This is a genomic window from Alphaproteobacteria bacterium (assembly GCA_030740435.1).
Lineage (GTDB): Bacteria > Pseudomonadota > Alphaproteobacteria > UBA2966 > UBA2966.
Map to the genome: position 1 here is coordinate 15752 of JASLXG010000025.1, position 18006 is coordinate 33757.

Consider the following 18006-nt stretch of genomic DNA (forward strand, 5'->3'; position numbering starts at 1 on the left):
CGGGGCGCTCGTGCAGCAGACCATCGAAAACTTCCTGCGTGCGCTGAGGGCGGCCGACATCCGGGTTTCGCCGGCCGAGGCCATCGATGCCCACCGCACCATCGACGTGGTCGGATATGGCCAGCGCCAGCTGCTCAAGGACGCGCTCTGCGTCACCCTGGCCAAGACGGCGGACGAGGTCGGGCGCTATGAGGAATGCTTCGATCTTTTCTTCAGCCGCGACGAGTTTCGCGCCGACGCTGACGGTGAAGCCGGGGCCGGAACCGAGGGCGAGGGGCTAAGCGAAGCCGAAGCGGAAATGCTGGCCGACCAGGCCCTGGCGCAGATGGTCATGGGGGGCGACGGCGAGGGCCTGGCGCGGGAGATGGACCGGGCTGCCAACCAGGTCGGTGTGAGCAATATCCAGTCTTTCATCCAGCGCGGCAACTTTGCCCGGCGCATCCTCGACCAGATGGGATTGCGCGATCTGGAGCGGCTGATCGCCGAGCTCAACCGCCGGGGCGACGAGGCCGCGGCGGAACTGGTCGAGCGCCTGGAGGCCGGACGGCGCATGCTGCTCGACGAGGCGCGCGAGTTCGTCGAACGCCAGTTCGAGCTCTATGCCCGCAATGCCGGCCAGAACCTGCGCCAGGAATTTCTCGCCGAGACCCGGCTCTCGGCCGTCGAACAACGCGATTTCGAGGTCATGCACCGCCTGGTGCGCAGGCTGGCCAAGCGCCTGGCCACGCGCTACAGCCGGCGCCGCCACCGGGCCCGGCGCGGCCGCCTCGACGTACGCCGTACGCTGCGCCGCTCCATGGCGCATGACGGCATTCCCTTCGAGACGGTGTGGAAGCAGATCAAGATCGAACGCCCCCGCATCGTCGTCTTGTGCGACGTCTCGCGCTCGGTGGCGGCGGCGGCGCGGTTCCTGCTCTTGTTCCTCTACAGCCTCAACGAGGTCATCGCCGAGCTCCATGCCTTCGCCTTCTCCGACCGCTTGATCGACGTGAGCGAGATCATGGAAACGGAAAACGTCGAGACCGCCATTCCGGCGGTGCTTGAAGAGATCGGCTATCGTTCAACGGATTACGGCCAGGCCCTGGTCGATTTCTGCGACCTCCACCTCGAGCGGCTGGACCGGCGAACGACCGTGATCGTATTGGGCGACGGGCGCTCCAACTTCACCGATCCCCGCCTCGACCTGATGCGCACGTTGCATGACCGGAGTAAAGCCGTGATCTGGCTTAACCCCGAGCCCGAGGGTTTCTGGGGGCTGGGCGATTCCGAGATGCACCGCTATCGCCGCTTCTGCCACGTCGCCCGCACCTGCAACACCGTGCAGCACCTGGAAGACGTCATCGACGGCGTGCTCAAGAGCTACATGCGGGGCTAGCGCGGATCTCTTTGTCCCCCCCCCCTCAGGCGGCGCAAATGCCGTATTTGGGCAGGATATCGTCGATCACCGTGAGGCGGTGTTCCTTGGCCGCATCGTGAAACATCTTCCAGTTGCTGGTGAGAAAATCCTCGTCGTAGGGGTACACTTTGTCCTCGCTATCCACGGCAGCAACCTCGCCAATAGCCTGATGTTTCCAAGAGCCATGGCCCTTTGGAACATAGGAAAGATCTTGGGCGGGGAAGCCCAGCCGGCCCTCCGCAATGTCGTCCAGCCAGAGCTCGTGCCGCACATCTCCATCGGGATCGGCGAATCTTACGAACCTGTCGCGCAGATGCTTTTTCTGTTCGTCTTGCAGCCCGTCCGATGGGCCATCCCAGTTGCCGGCGAGGTAGCGTTGGAAGAGCTTGCAGAGCTCGTCCGCGGCCTCCACGAACAACTCGGTGTTGTTCCTTTCAACGGTGACGGGCCTATCGAGCCCGTTCTGATAACTCCAACTGGCGTAGGGTCGATCGGGGTAGGAAAGTGCCGGGCCATGGCCCAGCGGCGGGATGGCGTGGCTTGCAAGATTGCCGAAGAGGCTGGTGATTTTTCTCTCGAAAATGTTGTCGGCGTTGCCGTTTTCGTCCTTCAGCCCCGACACCATGTTGATCTTGTGATTGACGCCCGCGAAGCCCTGATGCGCCCAGGTATCGGCAAAGACATGGGCCGTAACCCCGAGCCGGTGCAGGGCATAGTCTTTGTCTTGATCCTCCACACAGGCTCGGCACATGTCCTGAGCGATAGGACTGTTGGGTTTGCAAACCAGCTTGTGGATAAGCGATTCGTCGGGATTCTCGCCCGCGGCAAGGCCGTCGTTGCCTGGCAGGAAGTGGAAGGGGAGCCAAACAAGGTGGTTCTTGAGGCCTTGAAAATTGCGATAGTCGAGCATCTTATGGGCGCTTGAGAGGCGGCGATACAAGATGTCACCATCGAAAGTGACAGTCCCATCGTTGGTGGCATCATCAATGTACTGGGCGCAATGGGCGACCAGCGCGGCGTCGTCGTGACTGAAATCCGCATAGCGGGCCACGACGTAAGTCACGGCGTGATGAAAGTCGATCTGCATCGTCAAAATCCCTATGTATCAGCGGTAGAAAATATTACGCTTGTGGGATTTCTCTGTCTAATGATTTATCGGAAAAGTAGATTGCTAAATATTGACAGGTGCTTTTGCGGGTAAAATTCTTGCTCCTATTTCCCTTGTTCTGCGCTCAGATTCCGACGATGGCGGCGGGAAAGAGCGCCTCGGGGTAGCCCACCTGGGCGGCCTCCTGCCTCAGTTCGGCCAACTGGGCCTCGCTGTCGGCATCGCCTTGGCCGCGACCCATGGCGGCCAGCAGGCGGCCGCGGGCAACGTGGAAGCGGGACCAGGGCAGGGGCTCGTCGCTATAGGCCTCAAGGGCGTCGGCCTGGGCCCCTCGGCGCCGGGCCAGTCGCCGGCCCTGAGCTGCGCATCCATGGCCAGCTGGTGGAAATGGAGGTGGTTGTGGCTGATCGCGCCCGCGGCCAGCAGGCGCTGGCCGCGGGCGATGGCGGCCTGGCGCCGCTCGGCATCGCGGGTGACAAACGCGATGGCGCCCTGCAACCAGGCGCCGGAGAACTGCGGGCCGGCCTTCTCGATCATGGCCCAGGCGCGCTGCAGCTGCTCCTCGGTGTTCTCGCCGCGGCCCAGCAATTGGGCCACGGCGGCGCCCATCCAGATGGCGTCGGCGGCGAACAGCGTCGAGCCCAGGGCCTCGGCCGTTTGGCGGCAACGCCGGGCATGGTCGAGCGCTTCCTCGCCGCGGCCGAGGTAGGGCAGGATGGTCACCAGCACGTTGCGCCCCACCATCTCCGAACGCCGGTCGCCGATGCGCTGCGCCACCTCGACCGCGCGCTGGCAGTCGGCCACGGCGGCGGCATCGTGGAGGTAAAAACTGGTGATGCCGCGCATGCAGAGGTTGGCCACCTCGATGCGGGTCTCGGCGTGGTCGCGGGCGATGCGGACGCAGTGGTCGAAATGCCCCTGGGCGGTGATCATGCGGCCGCGCTGGTAGTAGGCATCGCCAAGGCCCGAGAGCGCCCGTGCCTCGAGCCCCGGCAGGCCGGCCCGGCGCGCCTCCACGCAGGCCGTTTCGTGGTCGGCCAGGCACTCGGCCTCGTGGCCCAGGCTGAAGCGGATGGAGCCGCGCAGGATGTGAAACTCGGCCAGCAGTTTTGCCTGACCCAGCGCCGTCGCCACCGGCTCGGCTCGGGCCAGCACCTCGAGGGCCTCGTCGTGGCGCTCGGCCAGGCGTTGCCCCGCCACCATGCCGAGCCAGGCGCGGCAGCGCTGTTCGTCATCGGCGGCGGCGTCCAGGGCTACCTCGAAGGCGGCGATGGAGGCGTCGATGCGGGCCAGGTCACGCAACAGCTCGCCCACCAGGCAGGCCAAGCCATAGTGTTCGGCCGGCTGGACCGCCAGGGCTCGGCCGCGCTCGGCCAGTTCGAGGGCGCGCTCGAAGCGGAAGTCCTGGGCCAAGGCCCGGGCCGCCTCGAGATAGGCCGAGGCCGCGCCCTCGCCGGCGCGCTCCAGGTGCTCGGCGTGCAGCAGCGGGTCGCGGCCCTGGTACCAGGCGGCGGCGTCGCGGTGCAGCGCCTGGCGCCGCGAGCGCGTCAGCGAGGCATAGACGCTGTGCTGCACCAGGTTGTGGGCGAACAGGTAGTCCTCGCCATCGGGCCGGATCAGGGCGCAGTCGAGCAGTGCCTCGGGCTGCCAGGCCTCATCGCCGAGCAACCGGTGCAGCGGCTCAAGGGCAAAGCGGCCGCCCAGGCCCGAAGCCAGTTGGGCGGCCAGGCGGTCGGGCTCGGCCAGGCGGTCGGGCTCGGCCAGCCGGTCGAGCCGGGCCTGGACGATGGCCTCGACGGAAGCCGGCACGGCATCGGCCGCCGCCTCGGGCTGGTCGGCGGCCAGCAGCAACTGGTCGAGAAAAAGCGGGTTGCCCTCGGCCCGGGCGATGCAGGCGGCGATGGCGGCTTCGTCTTCAACCTCGCTGTGGCCCGCCAGCTCGAGCCCCTCGGCCTGGCTGAGGGGACCCAGATCAATGGTCGTCAAGGCCGCACCCTGGGCCGCCTGGCGCCAGCGCTGGTCGAGCGGATCGGCATCGCTGCGCGAAGTCAGAACCAAGAGCGCCGCCACCTGACGCACCGCCGCCGCGGCCAGGGCGAAGTGGGCCAGGGTGCGGCCATCGGCCCAGTGCAGGTTCTCGACCACTATCAAGAGCGGCCGGTTGGCGGCCAGCGCCGCCACCAGGGTGCGCACGGTGGCCACGCCCTGCCGGTTGCGCGTGGTGAAGTCCATGGCCGCCAGCAGGGCGGCCAGGTCGGGCGGCTGGGGCAGGCGCAGCAGATCGTTGAGGTGGAGGCGTTGGGCCGGTTCGCAAAAGCCCGCGGCCATGGCCCGCTCGGCGGCCCGGCGGCGCTCCTCGAGGTCGGCGTCGTCGGCCAGGCCGAGCAGTGACTGCGCCAACAGCCGCGTCGGACCGGGCCCCAGGCCCGAGCCGAACTCGCGGATGCGCATGAGGTGGGCATCGAAACCCCGGCCGCGGGCCTGGCTCATGGCCTGCTCCACCAGGCGGGTCTTGCCGATGCCGGGATCGCCGCGAAGATGGACCGTAAATCCCTGCTCGCCGGCTGCCGCGACCTGGGCCAGCGCCGCCAGTTGCTGCAGCTCGGCGGCCCGGCCGACGAAGGGGCGGCTGTCACCGGCGGCCAGGCCGTGGGCCCGCCACAGCCGTTGCGGCGTGGCAAAGCCCTTGAGCTCGGCGCCGGCGATCTCGCCGGCTTCGAGGCGTCCGGCCAGGGCGCGGCGCAGGCTGTCTGCCACCACCGTCTGGCCTGGCCCGGCCAGGCCGGTGAGGCGGGCGGCCAGGTTGACGCATTCGCCGGTGACGGAACCGTCGGCCAAGACCCGGCCCGAGGCGATGCCGATGTGGGCGGTCAGCGGCGCTCCATCGTCCAGCGCCTCGAGGCCGGCATGAATGGAAAACGCCGCCTTCAGCGCCCGTTCGGCCTCGTCGCCGTGGGCCTTGGGCACGCCGAAAAGCGCCATGGTGCTGTCGCCGATGTGCTTGTCGATGTGGCCGCCGTGGCGCACCAGGGCCTCGTCGGCCAGCCCGAGAAAGCGTTGCAGCAGGGCCCGCAGATCCTCGGGATCCAGTCGCGCGCTGAGCTCGGTAAAGCCCGAGAGATCGGCGAACAGTACCGTCACGTAGCGCAACTCAGGGCTGGCCGGGGCCGTCTCCGGGGCGCTGAAGTCAAGCTCCTCGACCACCCAGGCCGTGGGTTGCTCGTGGTCCATGGTGAAGCCGAAGTTGATCTCGGGCACCGGGGGTGTTGATTGGTTTGGCGGCTCCGGCCCTTCTTCGGCGCTCTCGGTGTTTTCGCTGTCTGCTTCGCTGCTGCGGCGGCGCTCGCTGATCTGGCGATAAAGAGCCTCGGTCTCGGGCTCGGGCGCAACCGCGAGTTCGCGGCGCAAAAGCTCGCGGCAGGTGCGGTACTGCTTCAGCGCCGCCGCCGGCCGGCCCTGGCGGACGTAAAGCTGCATCAGCCGGCGGTGTACGTCCTCGCGCAGCGGATCGAGCGAGATTAGCCGGGTGGCCAGGCGCACGGCGCTTTCCTGGTTGCCGGCCTCGGCGTGGTGGTCCAGGAGCCGCGTCATGGCGGTGCCGGCCTGCTGACGCAGGCGCTGGCGCTCGATGCCGAGCCAGTCCTCGAAGGCGTGGCCGTCGATGTGGAAGCCGTCCAGCAGATCGCCGCGATAGAGCGCCACGGCGTCTTCCAGCGCAGCCGGCGTGTCCTCGGCCAGCAGCGCCTCGAAGCGGCCGACGTCGGTCACCACGCCGGCATCCAGCGCCAGATTTTCGCCGGCCGCCGCCAGGGCGCCGTGACCCACTTTGCGCACCGCCGCCAGGGCCTGGCGCAGGCTTGAGCGGGCCTGGCTCTCGGCGCTGTCGTCCCAGAGCAAGGCCGCCAGCTTGTCGCGCGACTGGGGCCGGCCGGCCACGGCGAGATAGGCCAGCAGGCCGCGCGCCTTCTTGGCCGTCAAGGCCACGACGACATCTTGCGGGCCGGCCCGGCGCAGCTCGAAGCCACCAAAAAGATCAAGATTGAGTGCGACCAACGATTCCCCCGCCAACGCGTCCCTCAATAGGCGTTGTTTCCCCTTTATAGCGCGCTGGAGCGCTTTTTCACGCCGTTTTCACGCTCCACCCCGCGGCACTTTCACGCCGGCCGGCCAATATCCAGCCCCAACGCAAAGCCAAATACGGAACCGGACCATGACCATGACCGCCATTGCCACAGATACCGACCGGCAGCAGGAAAAAGCCGCCGAATTCGCCGAACGCATGCTGGGCGTCATCAACGACGGCGCCCTCGCCCTGATGACTTCGGTCGGCCACCGCACCGGGCTCTTCGACACCATGGCCGAGTTGCCGCCGGCCGACAGTCGGCGCATCGCCGAGGCGGCCGGCCTGGATGAGCGCTACGTGCGCGAATGGCTGGGTGCCATGACCACCGGCGGCATCGTCGAATGCGACCGGGCCGGACGCCTCTTCCGCCTGCCCGGCGAACACGCCGCCGTGCTGACCCGCGCCGCCAACCCCGACAACATGGCCGTGACGACCCAGTACATCGCCGTGCTGGGCGGTGTCGAAGACCAGATCGTCGAATGTTTCCGCCACGGTGGCGGCGTGCCCTACGAAGACTTCCCGCGCTTCCACGAGGTGATAGCCGAGGAAAGCGCCTAGAGTGTGGTGGCGGCCCTGATCGACGACATCGTGCCGCTGGTGCCGGGCCTGAGCGAGAAGCTGGAGGCGGGCATTAGCGTGGTCGACGTGGGCTGCGGCAGCGGCCGGGCCATGAACCTGCTGGCGCGGCACTTTCCCAACAGCCGTTTTCAGGGCTACGACTTCTCGGACGAGGCCGTGACCAGGGCCCGGGCCGAGGCCGCCCGTTTTGGTACCACCAACGCGAGCTTTGAGAGACGCGACGCCGGCGACCTGGGGGTCGAGGAATTCGATCTGGTCACCGCCTTCGATGCCATCCACGATCAGGCCGCGCCGGCCGCCGTGCTGGAAGCCATCCGCCAGGCGCTCAAGCCCGGCGGCATCTTCCTGATGCAGGACATCGGCGCCTCCAGCCACGTCCACGGCAATCTCGACCACCCCTTGGGGCCGATCCTCTACACCACGTCGTGCATGCACTGCATGACGGTGTCGTTGGCCCAGGGCGGCGCCGGCCTGGGCGCCATGTGGGGCGAGCAGACGGCGCGGCGGATGCTGGCCGAGGCCGGTTTCGCCAGCGTCACCGTGCAGGCCCTGGAGCACGATCCGCAGAACTATTACTACGTCGCGGCCTAGCCGCCGGCGCCAACGCTGAGGAGAAAAACCATGACCCGCGATACCTTCTACCGCCACGCCCGGCAGGACGACAGCCGCTGCATCGCCGAGCTTTTCCAGTATTCCTCGGACGGCGTTGCCGATTACGTGTGGAATACCATGGCCGGGCGGGAGTCGCTGCTCGACGTGGGCACGGCGCGCTACAGACGCGAGAACACCGAGTTCTCCTACCAGAAATGCGTTGTCGCCGAGCGCCGCGGCCGGGTCGTCGGCATGGTGCACGCCTACCCGGTAATCGAGGCCGGCGGTGCCGTCGACGATCCCGTTCTCAGACCCTATGCCGAACTGGAGGCGCCGGGCAGCCTTTATCTCTCGGGCATGGCGCTCAAGCCGGCTTTTCGCAATGGCGGCCTGGGGGCGGGGTTCTTCGCCCTCGCCCGCGAGCGTGCCCGGCGCCAGGGGCTCGAGCGTCTCAGCGCGCTGGTGTTCGAGAGCAACGCCGGATCATTGAGGCTTTGTCGGCGCCAGGGTTTCGTGGTGGTCGATGCCCGGCCCGTGGTGCCCCACCCGCTGATCCGCCGGCAGGGCCAGATATTGCTGTTGACCGCGGCCGTCTCCGCGGTCGAGGACGGAGCGGCGCCCGTGTTGCGCCCGGCCCATGAAGAAATCCATACCAGGAGGGCGGCATGAATATCATCGTGAAGCTGATGGCCGCTGTCGTGCTGGTGTTGGTGCAGGTGATGGCGTCGGTTCACATCTGGCGCCTTCGCGGCGTGCGGCAGGTCCCGGCAAGGAGGACGGCATGAACACCATCCTGGGCCTCCTGATGGCGGCCGTATCGCTGCCGGCGGAACTCATCGCGGTCTTGCACAGGCGCTACCGACTGGCCTTGGCGGGTTGGCAGATGGTGGCTGTCTCCGACCACCTGCTCGACGACATGGGGCTGAGCCGGCCGGCCATCGTTTCCGGGTTTCCCCGGGTTCAGGCCACCGAGCGGGGCTCGCCGTCGCGGTAGCGCCAGCCTTCGTCGCCGTAATAGAAGCCGTTGGAGAGCGGGGTGTCGAGCAGCGCCTCGAGCTCGTGCTGGGCCCCCTCGGCCTCGCGCTGGCCGTTGAGCACGGCGCGGAAAAGGTTGGCCACGGCCACCATGTCGGTCATGTGGGGCGAGAGCCGGAAGTGCTCGACGCCGGCGTGGCGCAACTCCGAGAGCTCGCCGAGCAGCAAGCCGTAGCGGTAACTCAGGGTTTGGGTGCCGTTAACGGCCAAAAAAGCCTCGCCGTCGAGGGTCTCGACGGTCATGCCGTCGGGATCGTCCTCGCAGACGTACTGGCAGCCGTCCTTGTGCAGGCCGTGGACCCGGGCGTGGTAGCAGCGCGCCGAGATGGCCAGCGGCAGGCGGCCGAAGACGGCCACCTCGAGGGCCACGCCGCGGCCCGCCAGCGCCGCTATCGAGGCGCCGGGCAATTCATGGGGCAGGCAGATGCGCTCGGCGCCTTGGCGGGCCAGGTAGTCCACCGTGCCTTCGTTGTAGACGTTGACGAAGGGGCCGATGCAGTGCCGCCGGCCGGCCAGCAGTGCCGTGCCCCAGAGGTCGTTGGCCTCGATCAGGCGCTCCTCGTCGGCGGCCAGGGCCCTCAGGCTCTCCATCTCGCGCGGGCTCATGATCAGCGCCAGGGTCGAGATCACCACCTGCTTGCCGGCCGCCTCCAGGCGTTCGATGACGGCGCCCAGCAAGGGTTCGAAAAAGCTCTCGCGCTTGGAGCACACGACCTCGCCCAGATAGACCGTGTCAAGCGCCGCCTCGTCGGCCATTCGGTAATAGAAATCACGTTTTTGCTCGGCCGGCCAGTTGAAGAGAATGGGCCCGAGGTTAAGCGCCGGCGCGCTCATCGCCAGGCCTTCTCATAGACGCCGGTGGTGCCCTGCTGGCCCTCGCTCAGGTCCTCGAGATCAAGCGCCGGGATGTCCTGCTCGGCGGCAACGGCGTCGACGGCCTTGCGGAAGGCGGCGACGACGCGGGCGACGTAGGCCTTGCCGCGCTGGCGGCCTTCGATCTTGAGGCCGGTGACGCCGGCCGCCTGCACCTCGGGCAGCATGGCCTGGACGCTCAGGCTGGTGGGCTCCTCGAAAAGGTAGGAAGCCTCGCCCCGGGCTTTGAAACGGCCCTTGCAGAGCGTCGGATAGCCCCTGTCCTCGTGCTCGGTGAAGACGTTGACGGTGAATTCGCCGAGTCGGGAGACCAGGCCCTCGGGCCGTTCCTCGTAGTGGGCGTGGCTGGCTGGCGAGCAGACGCCGCAATTGTTGGGCGACTTGCCGGTGACGTAGGAGGAAAGGGTGCAGCGGCCCTCGGCCATGACGCAGAGGCCGCCGAAGGCGAAGATCTCGGTCTCGACCTCGATGGCCTGGTTGAGCTCACTGATCTCGGCCAGCGTGAGTACGCGCGGCAGCACCACCCGGCGGACGCCGAACTCGCGGGCATAGAAGCCGATGGCCTCGGGGTTGGAGGCCGAGGCCTGGACCGAAAGATGGCGCCGCAGCTCGGGCTGGTTTTGGCAGCAGTAATCCAACAGCCCGATGTCGGCCAGGATCAAGGCATCGGCCCGCAGCGCCGCGGCGTCGTCGACGGCGCGCTGCCAGGGTCCGGGATTGCCGGCCTCGGGATAGGTGTTGACGGCGACGAAGACGCGGCAGTTGCCGGCGTGGGCGTAAGCAATGCCGGCCCGCAGCTCGTCGCGGCTGAAGTTGAGGCCGGGGAAATTGCGGGCATTGGTCTCGTCGCGAAACCCCAGATAGACGGTGTCGGCCCCGGCGTCGACGGCGGCCCTCAGTGCCGCCGGGGTGCCGGCCGGGCAGACCAGCTCGAGGGCGGTGCTCACGGCGCCGGCCGCTTGCGCTGCGGCCCTTTGCGCTCTAGATGTTCCAGCCTTTGGCCGAGCCTGGATAACTCGGCGGCCTGGCCGCGGTTTTGTTTCTCGACGTCTGCCAACAGCGCCCCGCGCAGCGCCGCCAGGTCGGCCGCCGCCCGGCCCAGCAGGGCCTCGGCCCGGGCCGCCAGCAGCCGGGCCAGCGGATTGAAGGGGCCGAAAAGCGACAGGATGTCGTCGAGCAGATCGATCTCCTCGCCATCGAGCGCGTTGCGCAACGCCACCACGGCCTCGGTATCGCCGTCGATGACCAGGGCGCGGGAGAAAAACACGGCATCGCCGTCGAGCCGCCCTTCCATCAAATCTATCAGCGTCAGCAGCGGGCCGCGCACGCTGGCCGTCGCCACCTCGTCGTCGCCCGGGCGCGCCAGGCGGAGCGAGGGCCGGGCCGCGTCGGGACAGAGCGCCAGGCGGAAGGGCAGGTCGGAGGGATCGATCAGCATCAGCGGGCAGTCCAGCCCCTCGAGCCGGTCGAACATGGCGGGATGGCGCGCCACCACGGTATCGAGGGCCAGCCGCAACAGGGGATTGAGCACGAAGCCGGGCAGCGGCCGGGCCAGCATGCCGCCGATCAGGACCGGTGACAGCGGCGCGGCAGTGGCGCTTTGGTGCGGGGCCGATGGGCTCATGCGGGGTACTCTGTGGCTACTCGCTCAGGCACTGTTGTAGACCACTTGAGCGCTGTTGGATACGTCGTAGCCGCCCAGTGCCGCCGCCCGTTGGGCAAAGGCCGGGCCCTTCATGAAGGTCACCAGGGCGCCCAGCGGTGCCTCGAAATAGGCCCGGCGGCGCAGCACCAGATCGCAGCGTTCGGTGTGCAGCGCCACGAAATCGAGGCCCAACTGACGCGCCACGGCCTCGATGGCGAGGCCGGCGTCGGCATTACCCTCACGCACAGCCAACGCCAGATCGAGCTCGCTACGGCAAGGATCCGCGGCAATGCTCAAATCCGCCAGCGCCAGGCCTTTCCGGCCCAGCAGGTATTCCAACAAAACGTGGCTGCCGGCCTGGCGCTGGCGCAGTGCCAGGCGCCGCCCCGGCAGGTCGGCCAGGCCCTCGATAGCCAGGGGATTGCCGGGCGCCAGCACCAGGCCCTGGCGGCGCCGGGCCCAGGTCAGGGCGACGATGTCGTAGCCGCCCAGGCGCTGGCGTACCGCCGAAAGCTCGTAACTGCCGGTGTCGGCCTCGACCAGATGCACCAGCGCCGCCGCGGCCTCGCCCGCGGCCAGGCGTTCGATGCCGTCGAGGCTGCCGCCGGGCAGCATGGCCAGGCCGCAGCCCGAGGCCGCCAGAGACCATTCCAGCAGCGGATCGTGGCTGCCGGCGATGACAGCCGGCGGCGGCGCGGTGGGCAGGGCCGGGTGGCTCAGCTCGACCCCGGCCAGCACCCAGGCCTCGACCAGGTGGCGGGGAAAGAGCCACTTGCCGGCCACCCGCGAGCAGGGAATGCGGCGGCGCTGGACGAGATCGTAGACCTTGCGCTGCTTGATGCGCAGGTACTCGGCGACCTCGCCGGTGGACATCATCTCGGGCACGGACGGGCTTGTCGGCGGCATGGATCGTCCTACATCAACATGCTACATTCCCTATGATAGACAGATTTGCGAAACATAGCCAGAAATTTGCATAAATATGCACAATACCTTCCCCCCAGCCCCACGCCGCCCCAAAGTTTCGGGGACAGGGACGCTTTTTCACGCGGACAAGAGTTTCGGGGACAGGGACCTAATTAGTTTCGTTCAAGAGTTTCGGGGACAAGAGTTTCGGGGACAGGGACCTATTTCAGGAGTTTCGGGGACAGGGACGCTTTTATTCCTATTTTTTCGCCAGGGGCCGGGGCGGTGAGTTCGGGCGACAACGCGCTGGCCACGGCGTTTTCGCTGATCGCCGGGCTGGACGCGGACTTGGTGGCCATCGTCGGGCTGTCGCTGCGGGTCAGCCTGACGGCGGTGGCGCTGGGCGCCTTGGTCGGCCTGCCGCTGGGCGCCGCCGTGGCGCTCTTTCGCTTTCCCGGCCGGGCCTCCGTGGCGGCGCTGCTCAGCGCCATGATGGGTCTGCCGCCGGTGGTGCTGGGCCTGATGGTCTACCTGGCGCTGTCGCGCTCGGGGCCGCTGGGCGTCTTCGGGCTGCTGTTCACGCCCGGTGCCATGATCATCGCCCAGTTTTTTCTCGTCATCCCCATCATCGCTTCGCTCAGCCGCCAGGTCGTCGAGGATCTTTGGGCCGATTACGAGGAGCCGCTGCGCTCGCTCGGCGCCGGCCCCGGCCGGGCCCTGCCGACCTTGCTGTGGGACGGCCGCTTCAGCCTGCTGACCGCCGTTCTGGCCGGCTTCGGCCGGGCCAGCGCCGAGGTCGGCGCGGTGATGATCGTCGGCGGCAACATCGACCAGGTAACGCGGGTCATGACCACGGCCATCGCGCTGGAGACCTCCAAGGGCAATCTCGAATTGGCTCTGGGGCTGGGCATCGTGCTGCTCGGCCTCAGCCTGGGCGTCAATCTGCTGGCCTTTGCCGGCAGTGCTGCGGCCCGGCGGCTGGGCTGAGCCATGGTGGCCTCGATCCTGCCGCTGGAGGTAGCGCAACTGGGCTTCTCGGCCGGTGGCGCGCAACTGCTCGAGGGCGTCGGATTTGTTCTCAATGCGGGCAGCCGCTCGATCATCCTGGGGGCCAACGGGGCCGGCAAGAGCCTGACGCTGAGGCTCTGCCACGGTTTGCTGGCGCCCAGCCAGGGCCAGGTGCGCTGGCAACGTCCGGCGGCCGAGGCGGCCCGGCACCAGGCCATGGTCTTTCAGCGCCCGGTGCTGCTGCGCCGCTCCGCGGCGGCCAACGTAAGCTATGGTTTGGCGCTCAGGGGCGTGCCTCGCGGCCGACGCCGGCGCCTGGTGGCGGAAGCCCTGGAGGTGGCCGGCCTGGGCGCCCTGGCCGGCCGGCCGGCAGGCTCGCTTTCGGGCGGCGAACAACAACGCCTGGCCCTGGCCCGGGCCTGGGCGCTGGGGCCCGAGGTGCTGTTCCTCGACGAGCCCACGGCCAGCCTCGACCCGGCCGGCACCCGCGCCGTCGAGGCGCTGATCGATGCTTTCCACCGGGGCGGTGCCAAGATCGTCATGACCACCCACGACCTGGCCCAGGCCCGCAGACTGGCCGACGAGGTGCTGTTCTTCCACCAGGGCCGGTTGTTGGAGCAATCGCCGGCGGCACGCTTCTTCGCTGGGCCCAGCAGCCTGGTGGCGCGGCGCTTCCTGGCAGGTGAAGTGGTATGAAGCGGGCACTTTTCCTGGTTGCCCTGTTGCTCGCCTGGCCTGCCGGGGCGGCTCTGGCGGCCGATCGCTTCATCGTCCTGGCCTCGACCACGTCGACCGAAAACTCAGGCTTGCTGGCCGACCTCCTGCCCCGCTTCCGGGCCCACAGCGGCATATCCGTGCGCGTCGTCGCCGTCGGCACGGGGGGGGCGCTACGTCTCGGCGCGCGCGGCGATGCCGACGTCGTGCTGGTGCACAGCCGCCGGGCCGAGCTCGATTTCGTGGCCGCCGGCCACGGCGTCGAGCGCCGCGAAGTGATGACCAACGACTTCGTCATCGTGGGACCGGTAGGGGATCCGGCCCGGGCCGCCGGCGCGGACGTGCTGCGGGCCTTGCGCCGCATTGTCGGCCGGCCCTTTGTTTCGCGCGGCGACGACAGCGGCACCCACAAAAAAGAACTTGGCCTCTGGCGTGCCGCCGGCCTCGACCCCACAGGGGGCGCTACAGGCGCAGCTTCGGCCGCCGGCGTTTGGTATCTCGAATCCGGTTCCGGCATGGGAGCGACGCTCAATCTGGCCGCCGCCAAGGACGCCTATGCGCTGGCCGACCGCGCCACCTGGCTGGCGTTTGGCAACCGGCGCGGCCTCGGCCTGCTGGTGGCCGGCGACAAGCGCTTGCTGAACGTTTACGGCGTCATGCTGGTCAACCCGGCCCGCCACCCGGTCAAGGCCGCCGAGGGCCGGGCTTTCATGGCCTGGCTGATGAGCGAAGGCCAGGCCGCAATCGGGGCTTTCCGGATCAAGGGCCAGCAGGCATTCTGGCCACAGGAAGCAAAAACTGGAGCGGATCTCGACAAATGAGTTTCGCTCCGGGAGGTAGACAATGAGCCTGGCCGACGAAAGCTTGAGACAGGACGCCTGGCGCCCGTTCGACGCCATGCTCGAGAAAATCCCGCTGAGCGATGGCCAGCGCGTGCTCGATTTGGGTTGCGCTGCCGGCACGGTGGCGGCCCGCCTGGCGGTGCGCGGCGCCGAGGTGCTGGGCGTGGATCGCGACAACCTGGCGCTCAAGGAAGCGCGCCAGAGGGTCCCCGGGGCCCGGTTCTTGAATGCCGACCTGGCCACGCTGGAGCTCATTGAGCCACCTTTCGACGGCCTTTGGTCGAGCTTCGCGGCGGCCTATTTTCCCGACTTTGGGCCGGTATTGCAGCGCTGGCTCAGTCATCTCGCACCCGGTGCCTGGCTCGCCCTGGTGGAAATCGAAGCCATGTTCGAGCACCGCCCGCTGGACGAAAACGCCCGGGCCGCGCTGGCCGAATTCGCCACCGAGATGCAGGCCCAGGGGCGTTACGATTTCGACATGGGATCGAAGCTCGCGGGCTTTTGCACCGCCGCCGGCCTCGAGGCGGTGGAGAGCTCGAACTGGGCCGACGCCGAGCTTGCTTTCCAGGGCCGGGCGGCACCCGACGTGCTGGAAGCCTGGCGGCGGCGCTTCGCCCGCCTCACGGCCATGCGCGAATTCCTCGGCCAGGCCCGCTTCGTGGCCAGCCGTGAGGCCCTGCTGCACAGCCTGGCCGCCCCCGACCACGAAGCCGGGGCCGGCGTCACCATGGTCCTGGCCCGCAAACCCTAACGCCAGCCCAGTCACCCTTTGGATATCGTCAGTTCGCTAAGATATTGTTTTTAGTGGTTTAAATTCCTAGTTCAGCGCTGAACTCGTTTTTTCGAACGAACCGTATCGGGAACGACAATGCGTCTGTGACGCCCCTAATCTTCTAGCTTTTCGCTGACCGCGGCTTCGGCGAAGGTTGCCATGCCGGTGTGGGTGGCGACGGCGGCCTTGATCAGGTTGGCGGCAAGTGCCGCGCCCGAGGCCTCGCCCAGCCGCATGCCGAGATCCAAAAGCGGTGTTTTGCCCAAGGCCTGGACCAGGCGGGCGTGGGCTGTTTCGGCCGAACGGTGGGCCACCTGGCAATGATCGAGCGTGGTGGGTTCGAGGGCATGCAGGGGCGCCGCCGCGGCGCAGCTGACGAAGCCGTCGAGCAGCACCGGGACGCGATGCGCCCGCGCCGCCAATATGGCCCCGGCCATGGCCGCGATCTCGCGCCCGCCGAGACGGCGCAGGATATCGAAGCCGTCGCCCATCTCGGGCCGGTGCAGCGCCAGCGCCGCCTCCAGCACCTCGGCCTTGTGGCGCACGCCGGCGTCGTCGAGGCCGGTGCCGGGCCCGGCCCAGTCGGCAGCAGAGCCGCCGAACACGGCTTGGCTGAGCGCCGCCGCCGAGGTGGTGTTGCCGATGCCCATCTCGCCCAGGCACAGGAGATCGGCCCCGATGTCGACCTTGGCCGCCCCCAGCGCCAGCGCCTCGGCGCACTCCGCCTCGCTCATGGCCGGGCCCTGGCTGAAGTCGGCGGTCGGGCGTTCGAGCTCCAGGGCATGGACGCCGAGCGTCGCCCCGGCGATTTGGCAGAGCTGGTTGATGGCGGCGCCGCCGCCCTCGAAGTTGGCCACCATCTGCACCGTCACCTCGGCGGGAAAGGCCGAGATGCCCTGGGCGGTGATGCCGTGGTTGCCGGCGAAAACCAGGGCCTGGATGCGCTCGGCCCGGGGCGAGGCGCGGCCCTGCCAGGCGGCGGCCCAGATGGCCAGGTCCTCGAGGCGGCCCAGCGCACCCGGCGGTTTGGTCAACTCGGCGTTGCGCTGGCTCGCGGCCTCGGCGCTGGGCTCATGGGCGCCGGGCTGGTCGGCGATCATCCGGCGGAAGGGCTGGAAGGGCATGGGGTATCGCTCCTTGCGTACGCACAAGCTCGAGCCCCCCCGGACGAGGTGCTCTTATAAACCGAATCGGGCGGTGATATACCAGTCGAATGTGGCCCGGAAGACGAAAATGAACGAGCCTAAACGGATTGCGGTGCGGGACTGGCGCTGGGACTTGCGGGTGGCCGCGGCCTTCCTCACGCGGCTCCCCATCCGCCTGCCGGAGGGCTACCGGCCCAGCGACCTGGGCGGCGCCGCCCGCATGTTCCCGGTGGTCGGGCTCGGCATCGGGCTGGCGGCCGGGCTGATCTTCGCCGCCGGGCTGCACTACGGCCTGGGCCCGTTGCTGGCCGCCATCGCCGCCGTGGCGGCTCAGGTGGCGATAACGGGGGCGCTGCACGAGGATGGCCTGGGCGACCTGGCCGACGGCTTCGGCGGCGGCGCCACGCCGGAGAAAAAACTCGAAATCATGCGCGACAGCCGCATCGGTACCTACGCCTTGGTGACCGTGGTGCTGATGCTGGCCGGCCGCATCGCGGCGCTGGAGCAGCTCGACGACACCTTCGAGGCACTGGGCGCCCTGCTGGCCGCCGGCGCCGCCTCACGCGCCGCCATGGTCTGGCTGATGCACAGCCTCGAGCCGGTCCGGCCCGATGGCCTCGGCGCCGGCGCCGGCCGGCCCGAACTCAATAACGTTTTCATCGCCGCCGCCATCGCCGCCGCCGTGGCGCTCTTGGCGCTCGAGCCCCGCCTGGCCATAGCGGCTCTCGTGGGCAGCGCCATTGGCGCTTTCTTTGTTGCCACCATCGCCAAGCGCCAGATCGGCGGCCAGACCGGCGACGTGCTGGGGGCGTCGCAACAGGCGGCGGAGCTTTGTTGCTTGATTGCCGTGGTGCTGGCAAGTGCTTGGGGGTGAGGGGAAAAAAAGGGACTTCGCCCCTGAGCAAAGGACACTCGCCGTTAGGCAGACCGGAAGCGGGGCTTCCGGTCGCATGAAAAGCGTGGGGAGCCGCCGCCGAGTCTTATGGGACCCTCACCGGGCGGGCGCCTCCGCGCCCTTGGCCTCCGCCCCCCATAGGGGGGCGGCTTAGAGCCGATATCGCCGATACCATGTGTGTTTTTTTTGCTGCTTGGTCTTGGTGCAACGGGAGCGCCCGCGACCCGCCGCCCCTGCGGATCGGGTAGGAGGGGGCCTTGCGGCACCCCTCCTCCCACACCACCGTACGTACGGATCCGTATACGGCGGTTCATGAAGTGCGCTGCGGGTGGTGGAGTTGCTCGATGAAAGATGGCACACCGAGACCCCGGAAG

The 18006-nt window shown here is 68.4% G+C and carries 15 protein-coding genes and 1 pseudogene; 9 read left to right on the plus strand and 7 right to left on the minus strand.

Annotated elements, in window-relative coordinates; all coding sequences use genetic code 11:
• Nucleotides 1-10: 10 nt before the first annotated feature.
• Nucleotides 11-1375 (plus strand): VWA domain-containing protein, encoded by a 1365-nt coding sequence (locus QGG75_02875; GenBank protein ID MDP6066190.1) that lies wholly within the window; start codon nt 11-13, stop codon nt 1373-1375.
• A gap of 25 nt (nt 1376-1400) precedes the next feature.
• Here the strand turns inward: QGG75_02875 and QGG75_02880 are convergent, their stop codons facing one another.
• Nucleotides 1401-2483: a hypothetical protein gene (locus tag QGG75_02880; GenBank protein MDP6066191.1), complete on the minus strand. Its 1083-nt coding sequence runs from the start codon at nt 2481-2483 to the stop codon at nt 1401-1403.
• Between the two features lie 210 nt (nt 2484-2693).
• A complete protein-coding gene (locus tag QGG75_02885; GenBank protein ID MDP6066192.1) occupies nt 2694-6557 on the minus strand; it encodes a BTAD domain-containing putative transcriptional regulator in 3864 nt (1287 codons plus the stop codon).
• A gap of 163 nt (nt 6558-6720) precedes the next feature.
• Here QGG75_02885 and QGG75_02890 point away from each other — a divergent pair.
• The 3 genes and pseudogenes from QGG75_02890 (at nt 6721) to QGG75_02900 (ending at nt 8791) form a co-directional block, all read left to right on the plus strand.
• A pseudogene (locus QGG75_02890) lies at nt 6721-7797 on the plus strand (class I SAM-dependent methyltransferase).
• A 30-nt stretch (nt 7798-7827) separates the two neighbouring features.
• The gene (locus tag QGG75_02895) at nt 7828-8466 is read left to right on the plus strand and encodes a GNAT family N-acetyltransferase (protein MDP6066193.1); all 639 of its coding nucleotides are present in this window, start codon (nt 7828-7830) and stop codon (nt 8464-8466) included.
• Nucleotides 8467-8578: 112 nt separating this feature from the next.
• The gene (locus tag QGG75_02900) at nt 8579-8791 is read left to right on the plus strand and encodes a hypothetical protein (GenBank protein MDP6066194.1); all 213 of its coding nucleotides are present in this window, start codon (nt 8579-8581) and stop codon (nt 8789-8791) included.
• Here the strand turns inward: QGG75_02900 and QGG75_02905 are convergent.
• From QGG75_02905 to QGG75_02920, 4 genes are read right to left on the minus strand one after another with little or no spacing between them, the layout of a single operon-like run.
• Complete coding sequence (locus QGG75_02905) at nt 8758-9666, minus strand: U32 family peptidase (GenBank protein ID MDP6066195.1); 909 nt, start codon at nt 9664-9666, stop codon at nt 8758-8760. The genes QGG75_02900 and QGG75_02905 overlap by 34 nt on opposite strands.
• On the minus strand, nt 9663-10652 hold the full coding sequence (locus tag QGG75_02910; protein ID MDP6066196.1) for a peptidase U32 family protein: 990 nt from the start codon (nt 10650-10652) through the stop codon (nt 9663-9665). The genes QGG75_02905 and QGG75_02910 overlap by 4 nt, the downstream gene beginning before the upstream one ends.
• On the minus strand, nt 10649-11329 hold the full coding sequence (locus tag QGG75_02915; protein MDP6066197.1) for an SCP2 sterol-binding domain-containing protein: 681 nt from the start codon (nt 11327-11329) through the stop codon (nt 10649-10651). The genes QGG75_02910 and QGG75_02915 overlap by 4 nt, the downstream gene beginning before the upstream one ends.
• 24 nt (nt 11330-11353) lie before the next feature.
• A complete protein-coding gene (locus tag QGG75_02920; protein ID MDP6066198.1) occupies nt 11354-12256 on the minus strand; it encodes a helix-turn-helix transcriptional regulator in 903 nt (300 codons plus the stop codon).
• Nucleotides 12257-12541: 285 nt separating this feature from the next.
• Between QGG75_02920 and QGG75_02925 the strand changes: the two genes are divergently transcribed.
• The 4 genes from QGG75_02925 to QGG75_02940 are packed head-to-tail and all read left to right on the plus strand — an operon-like array spanning nt 12542 to nt 15571.
• On the plus strand, nt 12542-13243 hold the full coding sequence (locus QGG75_02925; protein ID MDP6066199.1) for an ABC transporter permease: 702 nt from the start codon (nt 12542-12544) through the stop codon (nt 13241-13243).
• A 3-nt stretch (nt 13244-13246) separates the two neighbouring features.
• Entirely contained in the window at nt 13247-13960 is a 714-nt protein-coding gene (locus QGG75_02930) for an ATP-binding cassette domain-containing protein (GenBank protein ID MDP6066200.1), read from the plus strand.
• Entirely contained in the window at nt 13957-14799 is an 843-nt protein-coding gene (locus tag QGG75_02935) for a substrate-binding domain-containing protein (GenBank protein ID MDP6066201.1), read from the plus strand. The genes QGG75_02930 and QGG75_02935 overlap by 4 nt, the downstream gene beginning before the upstream one ends.
• A gap of 22 nt (nt 14800-14821) precedes the next feature.
• Nucleotides 14822-15571: a methyltransferase domain-containing protein gene (locus tag QGG75_02940; GenBank protein ID MDP6066202.1), complete on the plus strand. Its 750-nt coding sequence runs from the start codon at nt 14822-14824 to the stop codon at nt 15569-15571.
• Nucleotides 15572-15705: 134 nt separating this feature from the next.
• On the opposite strand, the gene cobT is transcribed toward QGG75_02940, so the two are convergent.
• Nucleotides 15706-16692: a nicotinate-nucleotide--dimethylbenzimidazole phosphoribosyltransferase gene (cobT, locus tag QGG75_02945; GenBank protein MDP6066203.1), complete on the minus strand. Its 987-nt coding sequence runs from the start codon at nt 16690-16692 to the stop codon at nt 15706-15708.
• 133 nt (nt 16693-16825) lie between these two features.
• Here cobT and cobS point away from each other — a divergent pair, with 133 nt between their 5' ends.
• Entirely contained in the window at nt 16826-17611 is a 786-nt protein-coding gene (gene cobS, locus QGG75_02950) for an adenosylcobinamide-GDP ribazoletransferase (protein ID MDP6066204.1), read from the plus strand.
• Nucleotides 17612-18006: the final 395 nt, after the last annotated feature.